Annotated in this window: 16 protein-coding genes; 8 read left to right on the top strand and 8 right to left on the bottom strand. The window is 68.8% G+C overall.

All coding sequences use genetic code 11. The annotated features are described in order from the left end of the window. Positions 1-76: 76 nt before the first annotated feature. The gene (locus tag ACZ50Z_RS25205; protein ID WP_464485965.1) at positions 77-3370 is read right to left on the bottom strand and encodes an error-prone DNA polymerase; all 3294 of its coding nucleotides are present in this window, start codon (positions 3368-3370) and stop codon (positions 77-79) included. 65 nt (positions 3371-3435) lie between these two features. Between ACZ50Z_RS25205 and otsB the strand changes: the two genes are divergently transcribed. After that, a complete protein-coding gene (gene otsB, locus ACZ50Z_RS25200; RefSeq protein WP_464485964.1) occupies positions 3436-4587 on the top strand; it encodes a trehalose-phosphatase in 1152 nt (383 codons plus the stop codon). Here the strand turns inward: otsB and ACZ50Z_RS25195 are convergent. Further along, entirely contained in the window at positions 4584-5450 is an 867-nt protein-coding gene (locus ACZ50Z_RS25195) for a MaoC family dehydratase (RefSeq protein ID WP_464485963.1), read from the bottom strand. The genes otsB and ACZ50Z_RS25195 overlap by 4 nt on opposite strands. A gap of 93 nt (positions 5451-5543) precedes the next feature. On the opposite strand from ACZ50Z_RS25195, the gene ACZ50Z_RS25190 reads away from it, so the two are divergent. Further along, entirely contained in the window at positions 5544-6257 is a 714-nt protein-coding gene (locus ACZ50Z_RS25190) for a histidine phosphatase family protein (RefSeq protein ID WP_464485962.1), read from the top strand. Between the two features lie 63 nt (positions 6258-6320). Further along, entirely contained in the window at positions 6321-8339 is a 2019-nt protein-coding gene (locus ACZ50Z_RS25185) for an SDR family oxidoreductase (protein ID WP_464485961.1), read from the top strand. On the opposite strand, the gene cmaA1 is transcribed toward ACZ50Z_RS25185, so the two are convergent. Beyond that, the gene (cmaA1, locus tag ACZ50Z_RS25180) at positions 8340-9227 is read right to left on the bottom strand and encodes a cyclopropane mycolic acid synthase CmaA1 (RefSeq protein ID WP_464485960.1); all 888 of its coding nucleotides are present in this window, start codon (positions 9225-9227) and stop codon (positions 8340-8342) included. It abuts the gene before it with no gap. 39 nt (positions 9228-9266) lie between these two features. On the opposite strand from cmaA1, the gene ACZ50Z_RS25175 reads away from it, so the two are divergent. The 5 genes from ACZ50Z_RS25175 to ACZ50Z_RS25155 all read left to right on the top strand — a co-directional run bounded on the left by ACZ50Z_RS25175 (position 9267) and on the right by ACZ50Z_RS25155 (position 16749). Beyond that, positions 9267-10301 carry a nucleoside hydrolase gene (locus ACZ50Z_RS25175; RefSeq protein WP_464485959.1) on the top strand — a complete coding sequence of 345 codons (1035 nt, stop codon included), beginning with the start codon at positions 9267-9269 and terminating at the stop codon, positions 10299-10301. Then, positions 10298-10750 carry a hypothetical protein gene (locus tag ACZ50Z_RS25170; protein ID WP_464485958.1) on the top strand — a complete coding sequence of 151 codons (453 nt, stop codon included), beginning with the start codon at positions 10298-10300 and terminating at the stop codon, positions 10748-10750. Before ACZ50Z_RS25175 ends, ACZ50Z_RS25170 begins: the two co-directional genes overlap by 4 nt. Positions 10751-10865: 115 nt before the next feature. After that, positions 10866-12125: a 3-oxoacyl-ACP synthase KasB gene (gene kasB / locus ACZ50Z_RS25165; RefSeq protein ID WP_464485957.1), complete on the top strand. Its 1260-nt coding sequence runs from the start codon at positions 10866-10868 to the stop codon at positions 12123-12125. 271 nt (positions 12126-12396) lie between these two features. After that, a complete protein-coding gene (locus ACZ50Z_RS25160; protein WP_464485956.1) occupies positions 12397-15552 on the top strand; it encodes an FAD-binding and (Fe-S)-binding domain-containing protein in 3156 nt (1051 codons plus the stop codon). Between the two features lie 39 nt (positions 15553-15591). Continuing rightward, the gene (locus tag ACZ50Z_RS25155) at positions 15592-16749 is read left to right on the top strand and encodes an alpha-hydroxy-acid oxidizing protein (protein WP_464485955.1); all 1158 of its coding nucleotides are present in this window, start codon (positions 15592-15594) and stop codon (positions 16747-16749) included. Here the strand turns inward: ACZ50Z_RS25155 and ACZ50Z_RS25150 are convergent. From ACZ50Z_RS25150 to ACZ50Z_RS25130, 5 genes are all read right to left on the bottom strand, one after another. Further along, positions 16740-18281: a DNA polymerase Y family protein gene (locus ACZ50Z_RS25150; protein WP_464485954.1), complete on the bottom strand. Its 1542-nt coding sequence runs from the start codon at positions 18279-18281 to the stop codon at positions 16740-16742. The genes ACZ50Z_RS25155 and ACZ50Z_RS25150 overlap by 10 nt on opposite strands. Before the next feature lie 48 nt (positions 18282-18329). Then, positions 18330-19019 (bottom strand): hypothetical protein, encoded by a 690-nt coding sequence (locus ACZ50Z_RS25145; RefSeq protein WP_464485953.1) that lies wholly within the window; start codon positions 19017-19019, stop codon positions 18330-18332. A 230-nt stretch (positions 19020-19249) separates the two neighbouring features. Continuing rightward, a complete protein-coding gene (locus ACZ50Z_RS25140; RefSeq protein ID WP_464485952.1) occupies positions 19250-19912 on the bottom strand; it encodes a TetR/AcrR family transcriptional regulator in 663 nt (220 codons plus the stop codon). After that, positions 19899-21044: a sulfotransferase family protein gene (locus ACZ50Z_RS25135; protein ID WP_464485951.1), complete on the bottom strand. Its 1146-nt coding sequence runs from the start codon at positions 21042-21044 to the stop codon at positions 19899-19901. Before ACZ50Z_RS25135 ends, ACZ50Z_RS25140 begins: the two co-directional genes overlap by 14 nt. After that, entirely contained in the window at positions 21041-22246 is a 1206-nt protein-coding gene (locus ACZ50Z_RS25130) for a DUF1214 domain-containing protein (RefSeq protein ID WP_464486400.1), read from the bottom strand. The genes ACZ50Z_RS25135 and ACZ50Z_RS25130 overlap by 4 nt, the downstream gene beginning before the upstream one ends. Positions 22247-22373: the final 127 nt, after the last annotated feature.

The raw sequence follows: 22373 nt of genomic DNA, 5'->3' as shown, positions 1-22373 counted from the left end.
CCTTCGGCCGCGAAACTGTATTCCACGACGCGTTTCTCGAGTGAACCCGTCGCTGGTTGCAGCCTCACGGCGCACGTCACCGGAAGTCACGCGAGCGCGAGCCGACCGCCAGGGTGATGCGGCCCAACCGTTCGGCGACGACGGTGATCGCGCCGGTGGCGTTTTGGACCTGCCCGCGTACCAGCAGCGCCGGCGCCGAGTTCGCCAGCTTGCGATGCCGCGCCCACACCCCCGGCGCGCAGAGCACATTGACCATCCCGGTCTCGTCCTCCAGGTTGATAAACGTCACCCCCTGGGCCGTCCCGGGGCGCTGCCGGTGGGTCACCGCACCGGCGATCAGCACGCGGTCGCCGTCGGGCACCGATCCCAGCCGTTCGGCGGGCACCACCCCCATCGCGTCCAGGTCTTCGCGCAGGAACTGCGTCGGGTAGCTGTCCGGGGAGATGCCGGTGGCCCACACGTCGGCGGCGGCCAGCTCCAGTTCACTCATCCCGGGCAACGTCGGGACGTGCGAGGACGAACCCACCCCGGGCAAGCGGCCCGGCCGCTGGGTGGCCGCCGCCCCGGCCGCCCACAGCCCCTCGCGCCGGGACATGGAAAAGCAGGTGAAAGCCCCGGCGGTGGCCAGCGCCTCGGTCTGCGGCACGCTCAATTGCAGCCGGGTGGTCAGGTCCAGCAGAGAGCCGAACGGGCCGTGGGCTTTTCGTTCCTCGACCAGTTGCTCGGCCAGATCGTCGCCGATATGGCGGACCGCACCCAGCCCGAGGCGTACCTCGGTTCCGGCGTTTTCCAGGGTGGCGTGCGCCAGGCTGGCGTTGACGTCCGGGCCGTGCACCGCCACGCCGTGCCGGCGCGCATCGGCCACCAGCGACTGGGGCGAGTAGAAACCCATCGGCTGGGCGCGCAGCAACGCGGCGCAGAACGCCGCCGGGTGGTGCAGCTTGAACCACGACGAGTAGAACACCAGCGACGCGAAGCTCAGCGCGTGGCTTTCCGGGAAACCGAAATTCGCGAAGGCTTCCAGCTTTTCGTAGGTGCGCTCGATCACCTCGTCGGGGGCGCCGTGCAGCGCGCGCATGCCGTCGTAGAACCGACCGCGCAGCCGGCGCATGCGTTCGGTGGAGCGCTTGGATCCCATGGCGCGGCGCAGTTGATCGGCCTCGGCGGCGGAAAACCCGGCGCAGTCGACCGCGAGCTGCATCAGCTGCTCCTGAAAGAGCGGTACCCCCAACGTCTTTCGCAACGCCGGTTCCATGGACGGGTGGTCGTAGACCACCGGGTCCAGGCCGTTACGCCGCCGGATGTAGGGGTGCACCGACCCGCCCTGGATGGGACCGGGGCGGATCAGCGCGACCTCCACCACCAGGTCGTAGAACACCCGCGGCTTCAGCCGCGGCAAGGTGGCCATCTGCGCGCGTGACTCCACCTGGAACACGCCGACGGAATCGGCGCGGGCCAGCATCTCGTACACCGCCGGCTCAGAGAGGTCCAGGCGCGCCAGGTCCACCTCGATGCCCTTGTGCTCGGCCAGCAGGTCGATGGCGTAGTGCAGCGCCGAGAGCATGCCCAGCCCGAGCAGGTCGAATTTCACCAAACCGATTGCCGCGCAGTCGTCTTTGTCCCATTGCAGGACGCTGCGGTTCTCCATGCGCGCCCACTCCACCGGGCACACGTCGGCGATGGGGCGATCGCAGATCACCATGCCGCCGGAGTGAATCCCCATGTGCCGCGGCAGGTTCCGGATCTGGTTCGCCAGGTCGATCACCGGCTCGGGGATGCCCTCGACATCGGGCGAGTCCGCCAGCCCGCTCCAGTGGCTGATCTGCTTGCTCCACGCGTCCTGCTGGCCCTGCGAGAAGCCCAGGGCGCGGGCCATGTCGCGCACCGCGATCTTTCCCCGGTAGGTGATGACGTTGGCGACCTGGGCGGCGTAGTCGCGGCCGTATTTGTCGTAGACGTACTGGATGACCTTTTCGCGCTGGTCGGACTCGATGTCCATGTCGATGTCCGGCGGCCCGTCGCGGGCCGGCGACAAGAAGCGCTCGAACAGCAGCTCGTTGACCACCGGGTCGACGGCGGTGACGCCGAGGGCGTAGCAGACCGCGGAGTTGGCCGCCGACCCCCTGCCCTGACACAGGATGTTGTTGTCCCGGCAGAACCGGGCGATGTCGTGGACCACCAGGAAATAGCCCGGAAATGTCAGGTGCGCAATGACTTTCAGTTCGTGTTCGATCTGGGCGTAGGCGCGCGGCGCTGATTCCGGGAGACCGTAGCGTTCTCGCGCGCCCGCCATCGTGAGGTGCCGCAGCCAGCTGTCCTCGGTGTGCCCGTCGGGCACGTCGAACGGCGGCAGCTGGGGCGCGATGAGCGCCAGCCCGAACGCGCACTGATCGCCGAGCTCGGCGGCCGCGGTCACCGCGTCGGGGCCCCCAAAAGGCACATGCGCGAACAGCCGGGCCATCTCCTCCCCGGAACGCAGGTGCGACCCCCCCAGCGGGGCCAGCCACCCGGCGGCGCAGTCCAGGGATTCCCGGGCCCGGATGGCGCCCATCGCCATGGCCAGCCGACGCCGCGACGGTGCCGCGAAATGCGCGCCGGTGGTGGCGACGACGCCGACCCCGAAGCGCGGGGCCAGCGCGGCCAGCACCGCGTTGCGTTCGTCGTCGAGCGGCTGACCGTGATGGGTCAACTCGACGCTGACCCGGTGCGCCCCGAACCGGTCCACCAGGTCGGCCAGCGCCCGCTCCGCCGCACCCGGACCGCCGTCGGAAAGCGCCTGGCGCACATGGCCTTTGCGGCACCCGGTGAGGATGTGCCAGTGCCCGCCGGCGGCCTCGGTCAGCGCGTCGAAATCGTATCGGGGCTTACCCTTCTCGCCGCCGGCCAGGTGCGCCGCGGCCAGCTGCCGCGACAGCCGCCGGTACCCCTCGGGGCCGCGCGCGAGCACCAGCAGGTGCGGACCGGCCGGATCCGGCCGCTCGGTGCGGGCCTCGCCGCCCAGCGACAGTTCGGCGCCGAACACGGTGCGCACGTCCAACTCGGCGGCCGCCTCGGCGAACCGCACCGCCCCGTACAGGCCATCGTGGTCGGTGAGCGCCAGGGCGCGCAGGTCCAGCCGGGCCGCCTCCTCGACCAGCTCCTCGGGAGTGCTCGCCCCGTCCAGGAAGCTGAACGCCGAATGCGCATGCAGTTCGGCGTAGGCGACGGACGAGCGGGACGCCCGGCCGCCCCTCGGCGGCCGGTACGTCTCGCGCTTGCGCGACAAGGGGGCGTCCTCGGGAAGCCCCGCCGGCTCGCCGGCGCGGCGCGGCTTGCTGTCGAGCACCCGCTCCATTTCCGCCCAGCTCGGCGGCCCATTAAACCAACCCATACCAGCCCACGCACGCAGTCTATCGAAAATATGTTCGATAGGGGCTGTCGTGAGAGGGTTGGCTCATGCCGGTCATCATCGATCCGCGCCGCCACGACGCGGTGCTGTTCGACCTGCGAAGCGACCTCGGCTCAACGCTGGCCACCCAGCTGCGGGAGATCGGGCTGGGCACCGCCGTCGTCTCCGCGGACGGCCCGGCGCGCGCGGCCGCGGACCTGAGCGTGCGCCCGGGCCGCGCCGTCGTCGTCGCCGGGAAGACGGCCGGCGTGCAGGCCGCCCGCGCCGCGGGATTCGCCTTGGTGATCGGCGTCGGCCCCGCCGAGCGCGCCGACGCGCTGCGTGACGCCGGGGCCGACGCCGTGGTCGGCGACCTCGGCGAGGTGGACGTGCGCACCGGGGACCTTCGGATGTCGCAACTACCGGATGCGTTGCAGGCCTTGGCCGACGGCCTGGCGAACCGGCGACCGGCGGTGTTCTTCGACTTCGACGGCACGCTCTCGGACATCGTCGACGACCCGGACGCCGCTCGTCCCGTCGCCGGGGCCACCGAGGCGCTAAAGAAGCTGGCCGCCGGGTGTCCGGTCGCGGTGCTGTCCGGTCGCGATCTCGCCGATGTGATGAAACGCGTTGGTGTGCCGGGCATTTGGTATGCGGGCAGTCACGGTTTCGAGTTGACCGCACCCGACGGGACGCACCACCAGAACGACGCCGCGGCCGCGGCTATCCCGGTGCTCGAGCAGGCGGCGGCCGAGCTGCGCGACCGGCTCGCCGGAATCCCTGGAGTAGCGGTGGAGCACAAGCGATTCGGCGTCGCCGTGCATTACCGCAACGCCGAGCGCGAGCGCGTCGGTGAGGTGCTGGCCGCCGTGCGCGCGGCGGGGCGCCGCGACGCGCTGCGGGTGACCACCGGCCGCGAGGTCATCGAGCTGCGCCCGGATCTGGACTGGGACAAGGGAAAAACGCTGCACTGGGTGATCGATCACCTGCGCGAGGGCGGGGCGGGGGCACTGACGCCGGTCTACCTGGGTGACGACATCACCGACGAGGACGCGTTCGACGCGGTGCGCACCGGAGATGTCAAAGGGGTGCCGATCCTGGTGCGGCACAACGACGATGGCGACCGCGCCACCGCGGCGCTGTTCGCGCTGGACAGCCCCGCGCGCGCCGCCGAGTTCACCGACCGGTTGGCGGAGCTGCTCCAAAATCCCAAGCGCTAGGCGTATTCCACCGCGCCGTCGTCGAGCACCACCCGGGCGGCCCCATCCTCGCCGCCGGACGCTTCGGTACGAAACACCGCCTTGCCCTCCCCGGTGCGCCAGATCAGCGTGGTCAGCGTCTCGCCGGGGAACACCGGTGAGGTGAATCGGGAGGCGATCGAGGTGATGTTGGCCGCCACGCCCCCGCCGAGCTCGGACACCAGCGCGCGACCCGAGACCCCGTAGGTGCACAGCCCGTGCAGGATCGGCTTGGGGAATCCGGCCAGCTCGCGGGCGAACCAAGGGTCGCTGTGCAGCGGGTTGCGGTCGCCGGAGAGCCGGTAGATCAGCGCCTGGTCTTCGCGGGTGGGCAGCGCGATCCGCGCGTCGGGCTCGCGGTCGGGGAATTCCGGGGCCACCGGCCGCTGGCCCGGCATTCCGCCGAACCCGCCCTCGCCGCGGATGACCAGCGTGGTGAGCGTCTCGGCGATCAGCTGCCCGGAGTCCGGGTCGGTGCCGCGGCCGCGCAGCACGAGGATCGCGTTCTTGCCCTCGCCCTTGTCCTGGATGTCGGCGACCTCGGACACCACCGAGAGCTTTCCCGCGGGCGGCAGCGGCGCGTGCAGCCGGATGCTCTGCGATCCGTGTAACAGCATGGCCCAGTTGAACTTTCCGACCAGGCCGGCCGCGCCGAAGGCCGGGCAGCAGATCACCGCGTACGTGGGCAGCACCTGCTGGTCGATATCGTGGCTGTTCTCGGTGGTGAATGCCAGGTCGTCGATCCCGGCGCCGACACCGAGCGCGTAGAGCAGCGTGTCCCGGTCGGTCCATTCGAAGAGCATGGGTTCGGTCACCGCGCCGACGGCGCTCGGGTCAATCGCCATGGAAGTCTCCTTTTCCAAAAATCGAGAGCTTTTCTGCACGTAACCATCGCAAACCCTTCCCACCGAAGCTGTCGGCAGGGCAGGCTATCTCCCATGCCCAAGCGCAGCTTGTTCCGGAAGGCCTCAGTAGCGGTCGCCGCGCTCACCGCAACGGTAATCGTCGCCGGCTGCGGCGGCTCACCGCAGGCGCGGTCCATCACGGTGACGTTCGTGCGGCACGCTCAATCGGAGGCCAATGCCGCCGGCACCATCGACACCGACGTGCCGGGCCCGGGTCTAACCCCGGAGGGCAAGGGACAGGCCGAACAGGTCGCGCACCAACTCGGCCGCAAGGACTACGACAGCGTCTACGCATCGACCATGGCCAGGGCGCAGCAAACCGCCGCGCCCCTGGGCGCCGAGCTCGGCAAGCAGGTCGAGGTCCTGCCCGGCATCCAGGAGATCAACGCCGGCTGGTACAACGGCAAGCCCGAGTCGATGGCGAAGTCGACCTACCTGGTGGCCCCGGCGAACTGGATCAAGGGCGATGTGTCCTACAGCATCCCGGGTTCGATCAGCGGCAAAGAGTTCAACGACCAGTTCACCGCCGCCGTCAACAAGATCTACAACAGCGGCCACCACAACCCGGTGGTGTTCTCGCACGCGAACGCGATCATGGTGTGGACCCTGATGAACGCCCGCAACGGCAAGGACAGCCTGATGAACACCCACCCGTTGCCCAACACCGGCCGCGTGGTGATCACCGGTAACCCGATGACCGGTTGGACGCTGGTCGACTGGGACGGGATTCGCGACTTCCACAGCTAGCCCGCGGCTGACCCTGGCAGACCGACAGTTGACGTGCGCGGCTGCCGACGTCACGATGTCTTCATGCGGTATGTCGTTACCGGCGGTACCGGGTTTATTGGTCGCCGTGTCGTGTCTCGTCTTCTGGAATCCCGGCCCGACGCGCAGGTGTGGGTCCTGGTGCGACGGCAGTCGCTGGGTCGCTTCGAGCGGCTCGCGGCGGCATGGGGTGATCGGTGGGGCGATCGGGTGAAACCGCTGGTCGCCGAGCTGCCTGAGCTGGATCTGAGCGACGAAGCGCTCGTCGAGCTGGGCGAGATCGACCACGTGGTGCACTGCGCGGCGATCTACGACATCACCGCCGGCGAGCCTGAGCAGCGCGCCGCCAACGTCGAGGGCACCGGCGCGGTCATCAGCCTGGCGCAGCGGCTGAACGCGACGATGCACCACGTCTCGTCGATCGCCGTGGCGGGCGACTTCCGCGGCGAATACACCGAGGACGACTTCGATGTCGGCCAGCAGCTGCCGACGCCGTATCACCAGACCAAGTTCGAAGCCGAACTGCTGGTGCGTTCGGCGCCCGGGCTGCGCTATCGCATCTACCGCCCGGCGGTGGTCGTGGGCGATTCGCGCACCGGCGAGATGGACAAGGTGGACGGGCCGTACTACTTCTTCGGAATATTGTCCGTGCTGGCTCGACTACCCAAGCTGACCCCGATCCTGCTGCCCGACACCGGCCGGACCAACGTCGTCCCGGTGGACTACGTGGTCGACGCGCTGGTCGCGCTGGCGCACGCCGACGGCCGTGACGGGCAGACGTTTCACCTCACCGCGGAAAAGACCATCGGTCTGCGCGGCATCTACCGCGGTGTGGCCAAGGCGGGCGGGCTGCCGCCGCTGCGTGGGTCGCTGCCCCGCTCGGTGGCCGCGCCGGTGCTGGGCGTGCGCGGTCGCGCCCGGGTGGTCCGCAACATGGCGGCCACGCAGCTGGGCATCCCCGCCGAGGTGTTCGACCTCGTCGACCTGGCGCCGACCTTCGTCAGCGATAAGACTCGAAACGCCTTGCAGGGCACCGGGATACAGGTGCCTGAGTTCTCCGCGTACGCGCCGAGGCTGTGGCGGTACTGGGCGGAGCACCTCGATCCTGACCGCGCCCGCCGCGACGATCCGCGGGAACCGCTGCGCGGCCGCCACGTCATCATCACCGGCGCGTCCAGCGGCATCGGCCGGGCGTCGGCGATCGCGATCGCCGAGCGCGGCGCGACCGTGTTCGCCCTGGCCCGCAACGGCGCGGCGCTGGATGCGCTGGTCGCCGAGATCCGCGCCAATGGGGGTGCCGCCCATGCCTTTACCTGTGACGTCACCGATTCCGCGTCGGTGGAGCACACCGTCAAGGACATCCTGGGGCGCTTCGACCACGTCGACTACCTGGTGAACAACGCCGGCCGGTCCATCCGCCGCTCGGTGGTCAACTCCACCGACCGGCTGCACGATTACGAACGGGTGATGGCGGTCAACTACTTCGGCGCGGTGCGGATGGTGCTGGCGCTGCTGCCGCACTGGCGCGAGCGGCGATTCGGCCACGTCGTCAACGTCTCGAGCGCCGGAGTGCAGGCGCGCAACCCCAAGTACAGCTCCTACCTACCGACGAAGGCGGCACTGGACGCGTTCTCCGACGTGGTCGGGTCGGAGGTGCTGTCCGATCACATCACCTTCACCAACATCCACATGCCGCTGGTGCGCACCCCCATGATCGTGCCGTCGCACCGGCTCAACCCGGTCCCGGCGATCAGCCCCGAGCGCGCGGCGGCGATGGTGGTGCGCGGGTTGGTGGACAAGCCGGCGCGCATCGACACCCCGCTGGGCACGCTCGCCGAGGCCGGAAATTACTTCGCGCCCAGGACTTCTCGGCGCATCCTGCACCAGCTCTATCTCGGCTACCCCGACTCGGCCGCGGCACGCGGGCTGGCACCCGCCGCGCCAGCGCCGTCACCCACCGCGCGCCGCAAGCCCACCCGGCCCGTGCGCGCCGTCACCGGCGGCCTCCGCACTCCCCGGCAAGTCAAGCGGCTGGTCCGCCTGGTGCCCGGCGTGCACTGGTGATCACTTCTGCAACGTGAACTGGTTGACGTCGATGTATCCGATCCGGAATGCGTCGGCGCAACCGGTCAGGTATTTCATGTACCGCTCGTAGACTTCTTCGGACTGCAACGCGATGGCCTCGTCCTTATGGGCTTGCAGCGCGGCGGCCCAGATATCGAGGGTCTTCGCATAGTGCGGCTGCAGCGACTGCACCCGGCTCACCGTGAAGCCGTTCGCCGTGGCGCGCTCTTCGACCATCGGTATCGACGGCAGCCGCCCACCCGGAAAGATCTCGGTGACAATGAATTTGATGAATCGAGCGAATTCGAACGACAGCGGCATGCCGCGTTCGGCCATCTCCTTAGGGTGCAGCCCGGTGATGGTGTGCAGCAGCATGACCCCGTCGTCGGGCAGCAGGTCGTGCGCCAGGGTGAAGAACGCGTCGTAGCGCTCGTGGCCGAAGTGCTCGAAGGCGCCGATGCTGACGATCCGGTCGACCGGCTCGTCGAACTGCTCCCAGCCCTGCAGCAGGATCCGCGCGGAGCGGGTGCTCTGTGATTGCGCGATCAACCGCTGGACGTGCTCGGCCTGGTTGCGGCTCAGGGTGAGGCCGACGACGTTGACGTCGTATTTCTCCACGGCCCGCATCATGGTCGCGCCCCAGCCGCAACCGACGTCGAGCAACGTCATCCCCGGTTGCAGCCCGAGTTTGCCGAGAGCGAGATCGATCTTGGCGATCTGCGCTTCTTCCAGCGTCATGTCTTCGCGCTCGAAGTAGGCACAGCTGTACGTCTGGGTCGGGTCGAGGAACAGCCGGAAGAAATCGTCCGACAAGTCGTAGTGGGCCTGCACGTCGTCGAAGTGCGGCGCTAACTCGGTCCCCTCGGGGGGCTCTGACGTCGTGGGCATCATGTCAGCCTAATCGCCGATGTGGCTATGTTGTAGACAATGAACGCTCCCGTTTTCGTCGACGTCGATACCGGCGTGGACGACGCGCTGGCGCTGACGTACCTGTTCGCCAGCCCGGACGCCGACGTGATCGGCATCGCCTCGACCGGTGGAAACGTCGGTGTGGATCAGGTATGCGAAAACAATCTGGGCCTGCTGCGGCTGTGCGGGGTCACCGGCATACCGGTGTCGAGGGGCTCCGATCAGACGCTGACCGGGCCGATGTGTCTGCCGTCAAAAGTCCACGGCCCCAGGGGATTAGGATACGCAGAGCTGCCGCCGGGTGACGGCGCGCTCACCGACTACGACTCGGCGGACGCCTGGGTGCGCGCGGCGAGGGCCCACCCCGGTGAGCTCATCGGGGTGGCGACCGGTCCGCTGACCAATCTCGCGCTGGCGTTGCGCGCCGAGCCCGCCCTGCCGACGCTGCTGCAGCGGCTGGTGATCATGGGCGGTTCCTACGACCACCGGGGCAACACCACCGCAGTGGCGGAATGGAACATCAGCGTGGACCCGGAGGCCGCCGCCGAGGTGCTGGCGGCCTGGGGTCATCAAGCCGTTGGGCAGCAGCGGCTTCCGATCCTGTGCGGCCTGGACCTGACCCGCAAGGTCGCGATGACGCCCGAGCACCTGGCCCGGCTGGCGGCCGCCGCCGAGTCGACGACCGCGCCGCTGAGCGAGAACGACGAACGCGGAACCCGGTCGACGGCGTCCAATCCACTGATCCGGGTGATCGAGGACGCCACCCGGTTCTACCTGGAGGCCTATCACGAGCTCGGCCACGGGTACCAGGCGCACATGCACGATCCGTTGGCCGCGGCCGTCGCGCTGGATCCGGAGCTCGTCGCGACACGTCCGGCGACGGTGGACATCGAGCTGACCGGGACCCTGACCCGCGCCATGACGGTGACCGACTGGTCGGGCCGTCGAGAGCCCAACGCGCGCATCGGGATTGACGTGGACGCGGCCGCCTTCTTCGACCTGTTCATCGAGCGGGTGGGCCCGTTCGCGCACCGGTTAGCCTATAGGCCATGAAGATTCGCGCCATCGAGCTGATTCGCGCGGGATGGGGCGGCGTGCTGCTGACGGCCCCCGCCGGGGTGCTGAGCCACATCCACGGCGTGCGGGTCGATCGCAGGGCGATCGTCGTCACCCGGATCCTGGGCGCCCGCCATCTGGCCCAGGCGGCGTTGTCGGGGGTCAATCCCGGCCCGGAGGTGCTGGCGGCCGGGGTCTGGGTCGACACGGTGCACTCGGTGACCGCGCTCGGGCTGGCCGTCGTCGACCGGCGCCGGGCCCGCGGCGGGGTGGCCGACGCCGCCGTCGCGGCGTCGTGGGCGGCCCTGGGCTGGCGCCACCTGCGCACCCGTGCGGCCAGGACCGACGGTGTGCGCGGCCGCGACCGGCTGGCCGGCGCCGTCCTGCGGGCGTTGCCGGGTGGCCGCGCGCTGGCGGCCCAAGCGCAGGCGGTACGCGCCCAATAGCGCCACACCCTTGACGTCGGGGACAATGAGGGTTTGTGTTGGCATGATTTGGTGGGGTGAGTGGGGCTCGGCGCAAGCGTTAGCAGCCCTCATCAAATGAAAGGTTTCGGGAGTCATGGCGGAGCTGGTTACCGGGAAAACGCTGCCGAATGTGGTCGTCACTGGCATCGCCATGACGACCGCACTGGCGACCGATGCCGAGGCCACCTGGAAGCTGTTGCAGGACAGCCAGAGTGGTATCCGCAAACTCGAGGATTCGTTCGTCGAGGAGTTTGACCTGCCGGTACGCATCGGCGGTCACCTGCTGGAGGAATTCGACGGCGGACTCACCCGCGCCGAGTTGCACCGCATGGGCTATCTGCAAACGATGTCGACCGTCTTGGGCCGTCGAGTGTGGGAGAACGCCGGCTCGCCCGAGGTCGACAGCAACCGCCTGATGGTATCCATCGGCACTGGCCTGGGATCCGCCGAGCAAATCGTGTTCAGCTACGACGATCTGCGCGCGCGAGGCGCTAAAGGGGTCTCCCCGCTGGCGGTGTCGAAGTACATGCCCAACGGGGCGGCCGCGGCGGTAGGTCTGGAACGGCACGCCAAGGCCGGGGTCATCACCCCGGTGTCGGCGTGCGCGTCCGGGTCAGAAGGCGTCGCCCAGGCGTGGCGCAACATCGTGTTCGGGGAGGCCGACATCGCGATCTGCGGTGGCGTGGAGGTCAGGATCGAGGCGGTCGCGATCGCGGCGTTCGCGCAGATGCGCATCGTGATGTCGACCAAGAACGACGACCCCGCCGGCGCGTGCCGCCCGTTCGACCGCGACCGGACCGGCTTCGTGTTCGGCGAGGCCGGCGCGCTCATGGTGATCGAAACCGAGGAGCACGCCAAAGCCCGCGGCGCCAACATCTTGGCCCGCATCATGGGCGCCAGCATCACCTCCGACGGCTACCACATGGTCGCCCCGGACCCCAACGGCGAACGCGCCGGGCACGCGATGAGCCGGGCCATCCAGCTCGCCGGTCTGTCCCCCAGCGACATCCACCACGTCAACGCCCACGCCACCGGCACCTCGGTCGGTGACGTCGCCGAGGGCAAGGCCATCAACAACGCGCTGGGCCCCCACGGCGGCAACGCCGCGGTCTATGCACCCAAGGCGGCCCTGGGCCACTCGGTCGGCGCCGTCGGCGCGGTCGAATCGATCCTGACCGTGCTCGCGCTGCGCGACCAGGTCGTCCCACCGACGCTGAACCTGGAAAACCTCGACCCCGAAATCGATCTCGACGTCGTAGCGGGCAAACCACGCCCGGGCAACTACCAGTACGCGATCAACAACTCGTTCGGATTCGGCGGACACAACGTGGCGACCGTCTTCGGGCGGTACTGACCGCGATTCGAAGTCCCGACCGCGCCCGTCGCGGGCGGCGCAACGCGCACGCGTCCAGCACTTTTCGTCAGCACTGAGCGCTCGGCCTCTCCGGCGCCCACCGACTCACTGGGTCCGCGGTTAGCGCGCTGGATCGCGGGTAGACGTCAGTGCGTGGTTTTCGGCAATCGTTTTCCACGGCATTAATTGAATGGCCGGAGTGGAGGAGCGTCATGACCAGGATCCGGTGCGACGACCCCAGAAAGATCGGTCAGGCCAGGGGCGAGGGCGCATGAGCCTGCTGCGGACCGACCAGTCGCGGACCATCCCGGATACGCGCTTCGTTGCCGGGGCGGCCACCGTCGACAAGGTCAACGTCACCGGGCTTAAGAGTCAGCTGCGCCGACATGTCAGCGGCGAAGTGCGGTTCGACACGGCCACGTTGGCGATGTACGCCAACGACGCGTCGAACTTCCGGCAGGTCCCGATCGGGGTGGTGGTCCCCAAGACGATCGAGGACGTGGTGCAGACGGTGCGGGCCTGCCACGCCTACCACGCCCCGGTCCTGTGCCGAGGCGGCGGCACCAGCCTATCCGGGGAAACCGTCAATGTGGCGGTGGTGATCGACTTTTCGAAGTACCTCACCGACATCATCGACATCGACGCGCCGCGCCGGCTGGCCACCGTGCAGACCGGGGTGATCAACGAACAGCTCAACAAGGCCACCGGCGAGCACGGGTTGGTGTTCGGGCCCGACCCGTCGTCGCATTCGCGGTGCACGCTGGGCGGCAACATCGGTAACAACTCCTGCGGGGTGCACTCGGTCCAGTCGCGCTTCTACGGACCGGGGCCCCGCACGTCCGACAACACCCACGCGCTGGACATCGTCACCTACGACGGCGCCCGGTTCACCGTCGGGGTGAACGAGGAGAAGGACCTCGACGCGATCATCGCCGCGGGCGGCCGAAAGGGCGAAATCTACGCCGCGCTAAGGGATTTGCGCGACGAGTACGCCGAGGACATCCGCAAGGGGTACGCCGATGTGAGCGAGGTGCCGCGGCGGGTGTCCGGCTACAACCTCGACGAACTGCTACCCGAGCGGGGATTCAACGTCGCCCGCGCCCTGGTCGGCACCGAAAGCACCTGCGCGGTGGCCCTGACCGCGACGGTGATGCTGACCCCGGCCATGGGGCACCGCACCGTGGTCGTGGTGGAGTTCGACTCGCTCGGCGAGGCCGGTGATCTCGCACCGGAGATGATGGAGTGGAAGCCGATCGGGCTCGAGGCCGTCGACCACATGCTCGTGCACGATCAGAAGATCAGCGGCGTCAACGCCGCCGGTCTCGCCGCGCTGCCGCGCCCGGATTCCCACGGTGCCTGGTTGATGATCCAGTTCGGGTCCGACGAACCCCACGAATCACTCGAGCACGCGGAGGAATTCGTTCGCTGGCTGAAGAAGAAAAAGCACATCGAAGACGATCGCATCGTGCTGGCCCGCAGCAAGCAGGACGGTGGGAACAGCGCCGAGCTGTGGGCGATCCGCGAGGCCGGGCTGGGCTCGACCGCTTTTCCCGTCGACAGTGGCAATCATTGGCCGGGCTGGGAGGACTCCGCGGTCCCGTGGCGCCGCATCGGTGACTACGTGCGCGACTTGCAGCAGCTCTACGCCAAACACAACCTGCGCGGCGCCATGTACGGCCACCTCGGGGAGGGCTGCATCCACTCGCGGATCGGGTTCGATCTGCGCCATAAGGACGGGCTGGTCAACTACCGCAGCTTCATGGAGGAGGCCGGCGACCTGGTCGCGTCCTACGGCGGGTCGATGTCCGGGGAACACGGCGACGGCCAGCAGCGCGCCGAGCTGCTGCACAAGCAGTACGGGCCGCGGCTGATGGAGGCCATGCGCAAGTTCAAGCTGATCTGGGATCCACAGTGGAAGATGAACCCCGGGAAGGTGATTGATCCCTACCGCTTCGACGAGAACCTCAAGCTGGGCACCGACTACAACCCGCCGCGGCCCAAAGTGAAGTTCGCCTACAGCGAGGACCACGGCGACTTCTCGCACGCGGCGCTGCGTTGCGTCGGCGTCGGCAAGTGCCGGGTGCCCGAGGCGGACGAAACCATGTGTCCGAGCTACCAGGTGACCAGAGAGGAGAAGCACTCCACCCGCGGGCGGGCACGGCTGCTGTTCGAGATGCTGCGCGGCGAGGTGATCACCGATGGCTGGCAGTCCAGCGAGGTCGCCGACGCGCTGGATCTGTGCCTGTCTTGCAAGGGCTGCACCAGCGACTGCCCGGTCGAGGTCGACATCCCCACCTACAAGGCGGAGTTCCTGTACCACCACTTCCGGTCGCTGCGCCGCTGGCGGCCGCGGTATGCGTACGCGTTCGGGTTCATCGACCGGGCCGCGCGGCTGGCCAGCGCCATCCCGGAGCTGGCGAACTTCGCCACCCAGACGCCGGTGCTCTCCCGAATCGCCAAGGCGGTAGGCGGAATTGACCAAAACAGGCCGTTGCCCACCTTCGCGCCGATGACGCTGCAACAGTGGTTCTCGGCGCGTCCCGTCGTCAACCCCACGGGCCCGCGGGTGATTCTGTTCCCCGACACCTTCAACAACCGCCTGCACACCGACGTCGGCGTCGCCTGCGTGGAGGCGATCGAGGCGGCGGGCTGGCGGGTCGTCATGCCCACCGGGCACATCTGCTGTGGCCGCCCGCTGTACGACTACGGCTTTCTCGATGTCGCCGAGCACTATCTGCACGACGTGTTAAATCAGTTGCGCAGCGAAATACGCTCCGGCACACCGATTGTCGGTATGGAGCCGAGTTGCCTGGCCGTCTTCAAGGACGAGCTCAAGAAGCTGCTGCCGCATGACGACGACGCGGACCGGTTGGTGCGCAACAGCTATCATTTCGCGCAATTCTTCACCGCGTTCGACATCGACCCGCCCAAGGTGTCCTTTGACGGGCCCGGTGTCCGGGTGCTGCTGTGGGGCCACTGCCACCAGCGGGCCACCGGCGGTGTCGACGCCGATCAGCGGGTGCTGCAGAACATGGGCCTCGACGTGCAGTCGGTCTCGGGTGGGTGCTGTGGTCTGGCCGGCTCGTGGGGATTCGAGCAGGGCAAGTACCAACTGTCGCTGGACTGCGGCGAACAGGCCCTGCTGCCGGCGATCCGAAAGAATCCGGGTGCCCTGGTGGTGGCCAACGGATTCTCCTGCCAGACGCAGATCAGCGACTCCGGGACGGCGAACGCGCTGCACCTGGGCCAGATCATGGCCATGGCCAAGACCTCGGACGACATCCGCTCCACCTCTCCCCCGGGCCGGCCCGAGCCCGGCTCGCGAACGCGCGCGGCGCGGGTCGCCGCGCCGACGGTCGCGTTGGCCACGTTCATGCTCGCCGGTGCCGCCGTGGCCCGAAGGCTCTGGACGGCGCGGGAGGCTTAAGGCCGTTTGGTGCACCGGGTGCGGGGTACTGGACCGACTATGGCCTTCGCCGATTATCAAAAAGAGTTGTACGACCAGTCACTGCACGGAAATCAGCCGCAGTACCCGATCAGGTTCGAGGACCTGGAGAAAAAAGCGGCCGCGGCGATGACACCGAAAGTGCTGCAGTACGTCGCCGGCGGCGCCGGTGACGAGCACACCCAGCGCGCCAACTGCGCGGCCTTCAAGCGGTGGGGACTGTACCCGCGGATGGGGATCGCCCCCGAGGAGCGCGACATGTCCGTCGAGCTGTTCGGCATGAGGTTCCCGTCTCCGATCTTCATGGCGCCCATCGGCGTCATCGGGGTGTGCGATCCCGACGGCCACGGGGACATCCTGTGCGCGCGGGCCTCGGTCCGCACCGGCGTCCCGTTCTTCGTGGGCACGCTCACCTCCGACCCGATGGAAGATGTCGCCGCCGAACTGGGCGATACCCCGGCGTTTTTCCAGCTGTATACGCCGCCGGATCGCAAGATGGCCGCCAGCCTGGTGCACCGCGCCGAGGCGGCCGGCTTCAAATGCATCGCCGTCACCCTGGACACCTGGGTCACCGGCTGGCGGCCCCGCGACCTGAGCGGCGGGAACTACCCCCAGGTGCCCAGCGGGTGCCTGGCCAACTACACCAGCGATCCGGTTTTTCGTGCCAACCTGAGCCGGGGCGAAGACGCCACCGAGGCGGCGGTGCGCAAGCTGCCGATTTTCGGCGGCCCCTTCCGATGGGAGGACCTGGAGTGGTTGCGGGCGGAGACCGACCTGCCGCTGATGGTCAAGGGCATCTGCCACCCTGACGACGTTCGCCGCGCCAAAGAGATTGGCGTAGACGGCATTTACTGCTCCAACCATGGTGGGCGGCAAGCCAACGGCGGGCTGCCCTGCCTGGATTGTTTGCCCGAGGTGCTCGAGGCGGCCGACGGGCTGCCCGTGCTGTTCGACTCGGGCGTGCGCAGCGGGGCCGACATCATCAAGGCACTCGCGCTGGGGGCGACCGCCGTCGGGATCGGCCGCCCCTACGCCTACGGGCTGGCGCTCGGGGGCGTCGAGGGCATCGTGCACGTGCTGCGCTCGCTGCTGGCCGAGGCGGACCTGATCATGGCCGTCGACGGATATCCCTCGCTCAAAGACCTGACCCCCGACGCGCTGCGGCCCACCTACTCGTAACTGCCCTCGAGATACCAGCGCCGCTGGCGATAGCACAACAGCAACGCACGCTCGCTCTCCAGCAGGACCTGGGCGCGGGCGGTGCGGCCCTTACTCAGCTCCAGATCCCACCATCGCTCGTCGACCGGCCAGGGGCCGGCCCACCAGCACAGCCGCTCGTCTCGGCCCCCGACACCCCCGCTGATCATGCGGGCGGGGTCGGCGGAGAATAGCCCCCGGTTGGTCACGCGTATCGGGTTCCCTTGAGCGTCAAGCAATTCCACCGGGTCGTCCAGCAACACCGCCGGTGACGGCTCGGGCAGCCGGCCGGGCCACGGCAGATCGGGATCGGCCCGCGGCACCGGCTCGTCGCCCAGCGGGATCAGTGTGATGCGCTCGGCCGGCCCGCGACCGCCGGACAGCACCGGCACTCGCACCGCCTCAGGGCCCAGTAGGCCCTGCACCCGGACCAGCGCCCGGCGGGCCCGCAGCCTGTCCTCCTCCCCCAGCCCACCCCACAGCGGCAACTGCAGCGCCTCGGCGGATACCACCTCCACCGCCCGCAGCCGCAACAGCGTCACCGCGGCGGTGGGCCGGGGATCGCGCGCGGTGCGGTTGCTCAGCCAGCCGTCGAGCTGCCAGCGCACCCGGTCGGCGGTGGCGTCCTCGGTCAACGGCTCGGCGCATCGCCACACCCGGTGGCGTTCTTCGCCGTTGGCGGTGACGGCGTGAATGGCCAGCCGGGTGCACCCCACGCCGGCGGCCATCAGCGTCTGATGCAGCGCGCCGGCCAGCGAGCGCCCGGCGAACGCCGCGGCATCGACCCGGTCGATCGGCGGATCGCAGTCCAGCACGGCCTCGAGCTCGGCCGGCGGCTCCCGCCCGGAGGGCGGCCGTTCGGGCTCGCCGCGGGCCAACCGGTGTGCGGTCACCCCGTCGGTGCCGAACCGGGAGGCCACGTCGCTGCGCGACAGCGCGGCGAACTGCCCGATGGTGCGAATCCCCATCCGCCACAACAGGTCCGCCAGTTCTTCCCGGCCGGGACCGGACAGGCTCGGCTCGGTGGCGAGTTGGCGGATGGACAGCACCGACAAGAACCGCGCGTCGCCCCCCGGCTCGATGACACGGCCCGCCCGCGCCGCGAAGACCGCGGTGGACAGCTGGTCGGCGATCCCGGCCTGACACTCGGCGCCGGCTGCCGCCACCGCATCGATCAGCCGTTCGGCGGCGGTGGCCTCGGACCCGAAATAGCGGGCCGCCCCGCGCACCGGCAACACCAGGAGCCCGGGCCGCAGCACCTCGGCGCGGGGCACCAGGTCGTCCACCGCCGCGATCACCGCTTCGAAGAAGCGGGCGTCACGGTCCGCGTCGGCGGTGGTGACATGCAGTTGCGGGCACCGTGCCGCCGCCTCCCGCCGTCGCAGCCCCCGCCGCACCCCCACCGCGCGGGCGGCCGACGAGCAGGCGATCACCCGGTTGGCCAACGTGACCGCGACCGGATCCGCCGCGGACAGACCGGCGGCCGCCGCCGCCGCGACCGCGGGCCAATCCATGCACCAGATCGCTAAAACCCTTGAGCCAGAAGGGGATACCACCGGAATTCACCCGGCTCGCGCTTGGGGCGTCACCCGTCGTCCCGCGCACATCCCGCTGACCTGCAGCCGCACCCCGTTGATCCGCCCGAATCCGGGGGCGGGCGTTCCCCAGTGCGGGGTGATCTCATAACCACAGACCCGGGCCGCGAGCCGCGTCGGCGCGCCCTGCCAGTCGCCGCCGGTGACCAGCAGGGTGCATCCCTTGTTGCGGGCCCGCGCCACCACCGCCCGCGCGCGGGTCGGCGGCACCCGGCGCCCCCCGAGCCCGAGGACCACCAGATCCATGCCGTCGACGAGCACCGCGGCCACCTCCACCGGATCGGTCCCGGGGTCCGGTATCACCGCGAGCCGGCTCAGGTCCGCGCCCATCTCCGCGGCGGCCAGCAGCCCGATATCCGGCTGGCCGACGATCGCGGCGTTGCCGCCGGCCGCCGTGACCGCGGCCACCATGCTCAACAGCAGCGACCGGGCACCCGAGAGCACGGCCACCGTTCCCCGCGGCAGCGGCGCCGGCAGCAGGTCCGCCAGCCACTGCGGCAGCGCCAGCTGGGATTCCGCGCCCAGCAGGTCGGCGGCGGGCCCGTCGAAGGCCCGCCCGGTCTTTTTTGCGGAGATGCTCGCCATCCGCCGCCGAAGCGATTCGAGCTGCTCAGCACGGGTTTCTTGGCGGTGACTGGAGGCAAAAGCCGCGGTCATGACGTCGCCTCCTTGATCCGCTTTCGAAAGTATGTTCGAAGTAAACACCGGCCCTCCGACAACCGTCAAGAAACGTGAGGGGCTGCCGCATGCGGTCGGTGCTGGTGGGGTTCCTGGTGCTTGCAAACTCCCGCGAAACTGCAATGGCGACACGTCGCCCGAGAAGAGCCGTCGCTAGTTACCGCCTCGCGACAAATGATCGGCGCCTGAGCGCAGCACCCGCACCGGCACTATTCGCCCGGCACGTCGGCGAGAACCTCCGCGATCGTTTCGGGCGCGACGCCCAGCCCCCGCAGGCAGAAATGCTGCACGCGCGCGCGGATTTCGCCCGGCTCGCGATGGGCCGTCGCCCACTGCCGTTCGATGTTGGCCCATACGACACCTTGGATGGACAGCGCCTCAGCATCGGGATCGATGTCGGCGAATAATCCCGAACTCTTGCCCCACGCGAGCTGTTCGACCAGCGGGCGCAGCATTTCCCGGTAGGCGGGGGCCACGAGCTCGGGCGCGACGAACATCTGATTCTGCGCCTCGAGCGACATCTGGCGCAGCTCGGAGCGAAGCTGCGGATTGAAGGCCAGGTCCAGCCGGCCGTCGATCCAGGCCGCCACCGCACGGACCGGGTCGGCGCAGTCCGACATCCGCTGCACAAGCCGCAGCACCTCGGCGCGGGCCATCACCAAAAAGACCGCCGCCACCAGCTGGTCCTTGGAGTCGAAGTGACGGTAGAACGCCCGGGTGCTCAACTGCGTCCTGCCGAGCAGCTGGGCGATCGAGAGCGCCTGGACCCCTTGGGTCCGAACGACTTCGGCGGCAGCGGACACGATCGCGTCGTGCACCTGCGGATCGGGTTCGAGTTTTTGACGCCCGCCGGCCCGATCAGGCCGAAGCATCGTAGGTGGCCATGTAGTCGCTGAACGCGTCGTGCACGCGCTCCGGGGTCAACCCGTAGTCCGCCAAGTCGTAGGTGTGGGTGCCGCGGTGACCGGGCTTGTGTTCGTCCGCCCACTGGCGCACCTTGGCCCGTGCCGAGTCGGTGAAGGCGAGGCCGAGCCTGTCGTAGCTGTCGGCGACGGCGGCGACCGGGTCGGTTTGCAGTGCGGCAAACGACACGTCGACAAACCGGTCGTCACCGAACTTCCTGCGGAATTCCATGGCCCGTCGCATGCCCTCGGCCCACCACGCCAGCTGCTCGGCGCCGAGCTCTTCGGGATCTTTTCGGTCGCTGCTCCAGCTGCGGACGTAGGCGATCAGGCTACACACCGACCCCAGCACCTTGGCCGGATCACGGTGGCTCCACAGGAATTTCGCGTCGGGATACGCGTCGACGAACGCGTCGAGGGCGTACATGTGCACCGGGGTCCGCAGGTGCCACAGGTTCGGCTTGCAATGCCACTGCAGCAATTTGAGCACGTCCTTATGGAAGTCGTACGTCTCGCGCATGTCAGTCTGCAGCAGCCATTCCACGTAGCCGGGGACGCGGACCACGCCGTCGAAGTGAAAGGTGCGAAAACTCATCCCCATCAGGTCCTGGCATTCGGTCGCCGCCTGGGGCTCGGAACTGACCATCGCCTGAAAATCGGGAAACATCTGCGAGATCATCGCGATGCCCTCGGCGGCCTGCGCGATCCGCGGGTCGCTGTGCTGGGTCGCGGCCTCGGGCGGCGGAGTCGGTGCCTGCGATTCCCACACCCGCAGCGACCTGAATTGTGGGTCGGCAGAAACCAATTGGCTCAACGCGGTGGTGCCCGTGCGGGGCAGACCGAGGACGACGACCGGGCCCTCGACCACCTCGTCGGCGATCTCCGGATGCCGCTTGTAGGTTTCGACGATCTTCAGCCGCTGGATCAGGGCATTGCTGATGGTGGCGTGCTGCATGCCGCGGCCGAGGTCGTTGAGTTCGGCTTCGGTGTTCAAGGCGTCGACGGTGCGTTCGAGGCCCTCGCGGTAGTAGGGCGAGCCGAAGTCGTCGAGCCCGGTAGCGGCGCGTGCGCCGTCTTCGAGTTCGTCAGCGGAAAAGCTCATCGGTAGAACCTTTCGTGTACGGCGCGGCGACGGGCTTCGATGACTCGGGCGCGTTCGTCGGGGGTCGTCATCGTGGTCTCGGCCGGCAACGCCGCCGCGACGTCGTCGAGCTTCACGACGCGTGAGCTCGGGACCGGCGCGGTTTGCGTTCGGACGCAACGTAAGAGCATCGCGCCGTTGCTGTGTCCGGCGGTGTCGAGCCAGTTCGCCACCCCGGGATCCGTTGCCGAAAGGACGGCGCGGAAGACCCCGTCGGGGTCGATCATCGCCTGATGTCCGTTGAGGCTGGACTGATGGCGGCCGTAGTGGATCGTCTCCAACCACGGGTTGCCCAGCGAAATGCTCCAGTAGACCCCGTCGGGCGGCGTCACCTCGAGGATGAGGGCCTCGCCGGGTTCGAGCTCGAAACGCCCGATGACGGGCCGATTTTCGGCCGCCGCGCCCATCTCGGTCATGTCCATCGGCGGAATGAAACCGTTGGGCGGCGCCATCGCACCGAAGTCGAGGAAGAATTTCAGGTTGTCGTAGACGAAATCCCCTAGCGCGTAAAGCTGTTGGGCGACTGAGGCGTCCAGGTCGACGGCACGAGTTTCGGGCACGACTTCGTCGCCGATGCGTTCGATGCGCAGCGACGCGGGAACCTCGGTGTCCCAGTCGTAGAAGAAGTTCCGCACGGTCAGCGTCGGATGATCCCCGGCCAGCCGCAGCCAGTTGCCCTCGCGCTCGTCCGCTGACAGGATCGCCTCGAATTCCCCGTCCGCGTCGACCTCGAGATCGTCCACGAGGCAATTGGAGGTCGCCGCGATCCCGTCCATGGTCTGCAACCCGACGTAGCGGGCCGTCCCCCGGTTGCCGAAGAGCCGATAGGTCTCGCCCGCGCGCAGGCTCGCAGTCAGGTACACGCAGTCCGGACATTCCAGGCCCCAGGTGACGATGTCGTCCATGCTGGCGCGGTTGACCGCGAGCACCGGGTCGGGATCGGCCCGCAGCGCCATGTCGGTGCCGACCGCCAGTAGCACCATCAGGTGACGCATCCCCGACCCGTAGTCGAGGCGGTTCTTGTTGACCGGTGTGGACCGGACGAGTTGCTCGGCCGCGCTCAGCCGCTCCTGTAGGTGCGCCCAGGCCTGCGGCAGGTCGGGCGCCCCGCCCTCCCCGGCCGAGAGCGCCGCCTCGGCGACCGAGTGCGGCAGCCACGCCATCGGGTTCTTCCAGGCTGGTTGCGCCTGCTCATGGGCTGCATCGGCCACGTTGTCCTCCAGCCGGCATCGGCGCGACAAGCAATTGAAAATGATGTTTTCAATTGCGCCATGACTATCACCCGGACGC

Source organism: Mycobacterium sp. NTMscope_MAC_269 (assembly GCF_976985695.1).
Note: the sequence above shows the minus strand (reverse complement) of the source record. Positions and strands in the feature narration are given on the sequence as shown.

What these genes read in the sequence shown, in the direction of transcription:
- otsB (WP_464485964.1), top strand. Translation starts at nt 3,436, where the DNA reads ATGCCGGTCATCATCGATCCGCGCCGCCACGACGCGGTGCTGTTCGAC.
- ACZ50Z_RS25175 (WP_464485959.1), top strand. Translation starts at nt 9,267, where the DNA reads ATGAACGCTCCCGTTTTCGTCGACGTCGATACCGGCGTGGACGACGCG.
- ACZ50Z_RS25190 (WP_464485962.1), top strand. Translation starts at nt 5,544, where the DNA reads ATGCCCAAGCGCAGCTTGTTCCGGAAGGCCTCAGTAGCGGTCGCCGCG.
- ACZ50Z_RS25130 (WP_464486400.1), bottom strand. Translation starts at nt 22,246, where the DNA reads ATGGCGTGGCTGCCGCACTCGGTCGCCGAGGCGGCGCTCTCGGCCGGG.
- cmaA1 (WP_464485960.1), bottom strand. Translation starts at nt 9,227, where the DNA reads ATGCCCACGACGTCAGAGCCCCCCGAGGGGACCGAGTTAGCGCCGCAC.
- ACZ50Z_RS25155 (WP_464485955.1), top strand. Translation starts at nt 15,592, where the DNA reads ATGGCCTTCGCCGATTATCAAAAAGAGTTGTACGACCAGTCACTGCAC.
- ACZ50Z_RS25140 (WP_464485952.1), bottom strand. Translation starts at nt 19,912, where the DNA reads ATGCTTCGGCCTGATCGGGCCGGCGGGCGTCAAAAACTCGAACCCGAT.
- kasB (WP_464485957.1), top strand. Translation starts at nt 10,866, where the DNA reads ATGGCGGAGCTGGTTACCGGGAAAACGCTGCCGAATGTGGTCGTCACT.
- ACZ50Z_RS25205 (WP_464485965.1), bottom strand. Translation starts at nt 3,370, where the DNA reads ATGGGTTGGTTTAATGGGCCGCCGAGCTGGGCGGAAATGGAGCGGGTG.
- ACZ50Z_RS25135 (WP_464485951.1), bottom strand. Translation starts at nt 21,044, where the DNA reads ATGAGCTTTTCCGCTGACGAACTCGAAGACGGCGCACGCGCCGCTACC.
- ACZ50Z_RS25145 (WP_464485953.1), bottom strand. Translation starts at nt 19,019, where the DNA reads ATGACCGCGGCTTTTGCCTCCAGTCACCGCCAAGAAACCCGTGCTGAG.
- ACZ50Z_RS25170 (WP_464485958.1), top strand. Translation starts at nt 10,298, where the DNA reads ATGAAGATTCGCGCCATCGAGCTGATTCGCGCGGGATGGGGCGGCGTG.
- ACZ50Z_RS25195 (WP_464485963.1), bottom strand. Translation starts at nt 5,450, where the DNA reads ATGGCGATTGACCCGAGCGCCGTCGGCGCGGTGACCGAACCCATGCTC.
- ACZ50Z_RS25185 (WP_464485961.1), top strand. Translation starts at nt 6,321, where the DNA reads ATGCGGTATGTCGTTACCGGCGGTACCGGGTTTATTGGTCGCCGTGTC.
- ACZ50Z_RS25150 (WP_464485954.1), bottom strand. Translation starts at nt 18,281, where the DNA reads ATGGATTGGCCCGCGGTCGCGGCGGCGGCGGCCGCCGGTCTGTCCGCG.
- ACZ50Z_RS25160 (WP_464485956.1), top strand. Translation starts at nt 12,397, where the DNA reads ATGAGCCTGCTGCGGACCGACCAGTCGCGGACCATCCCGGATACGCGC.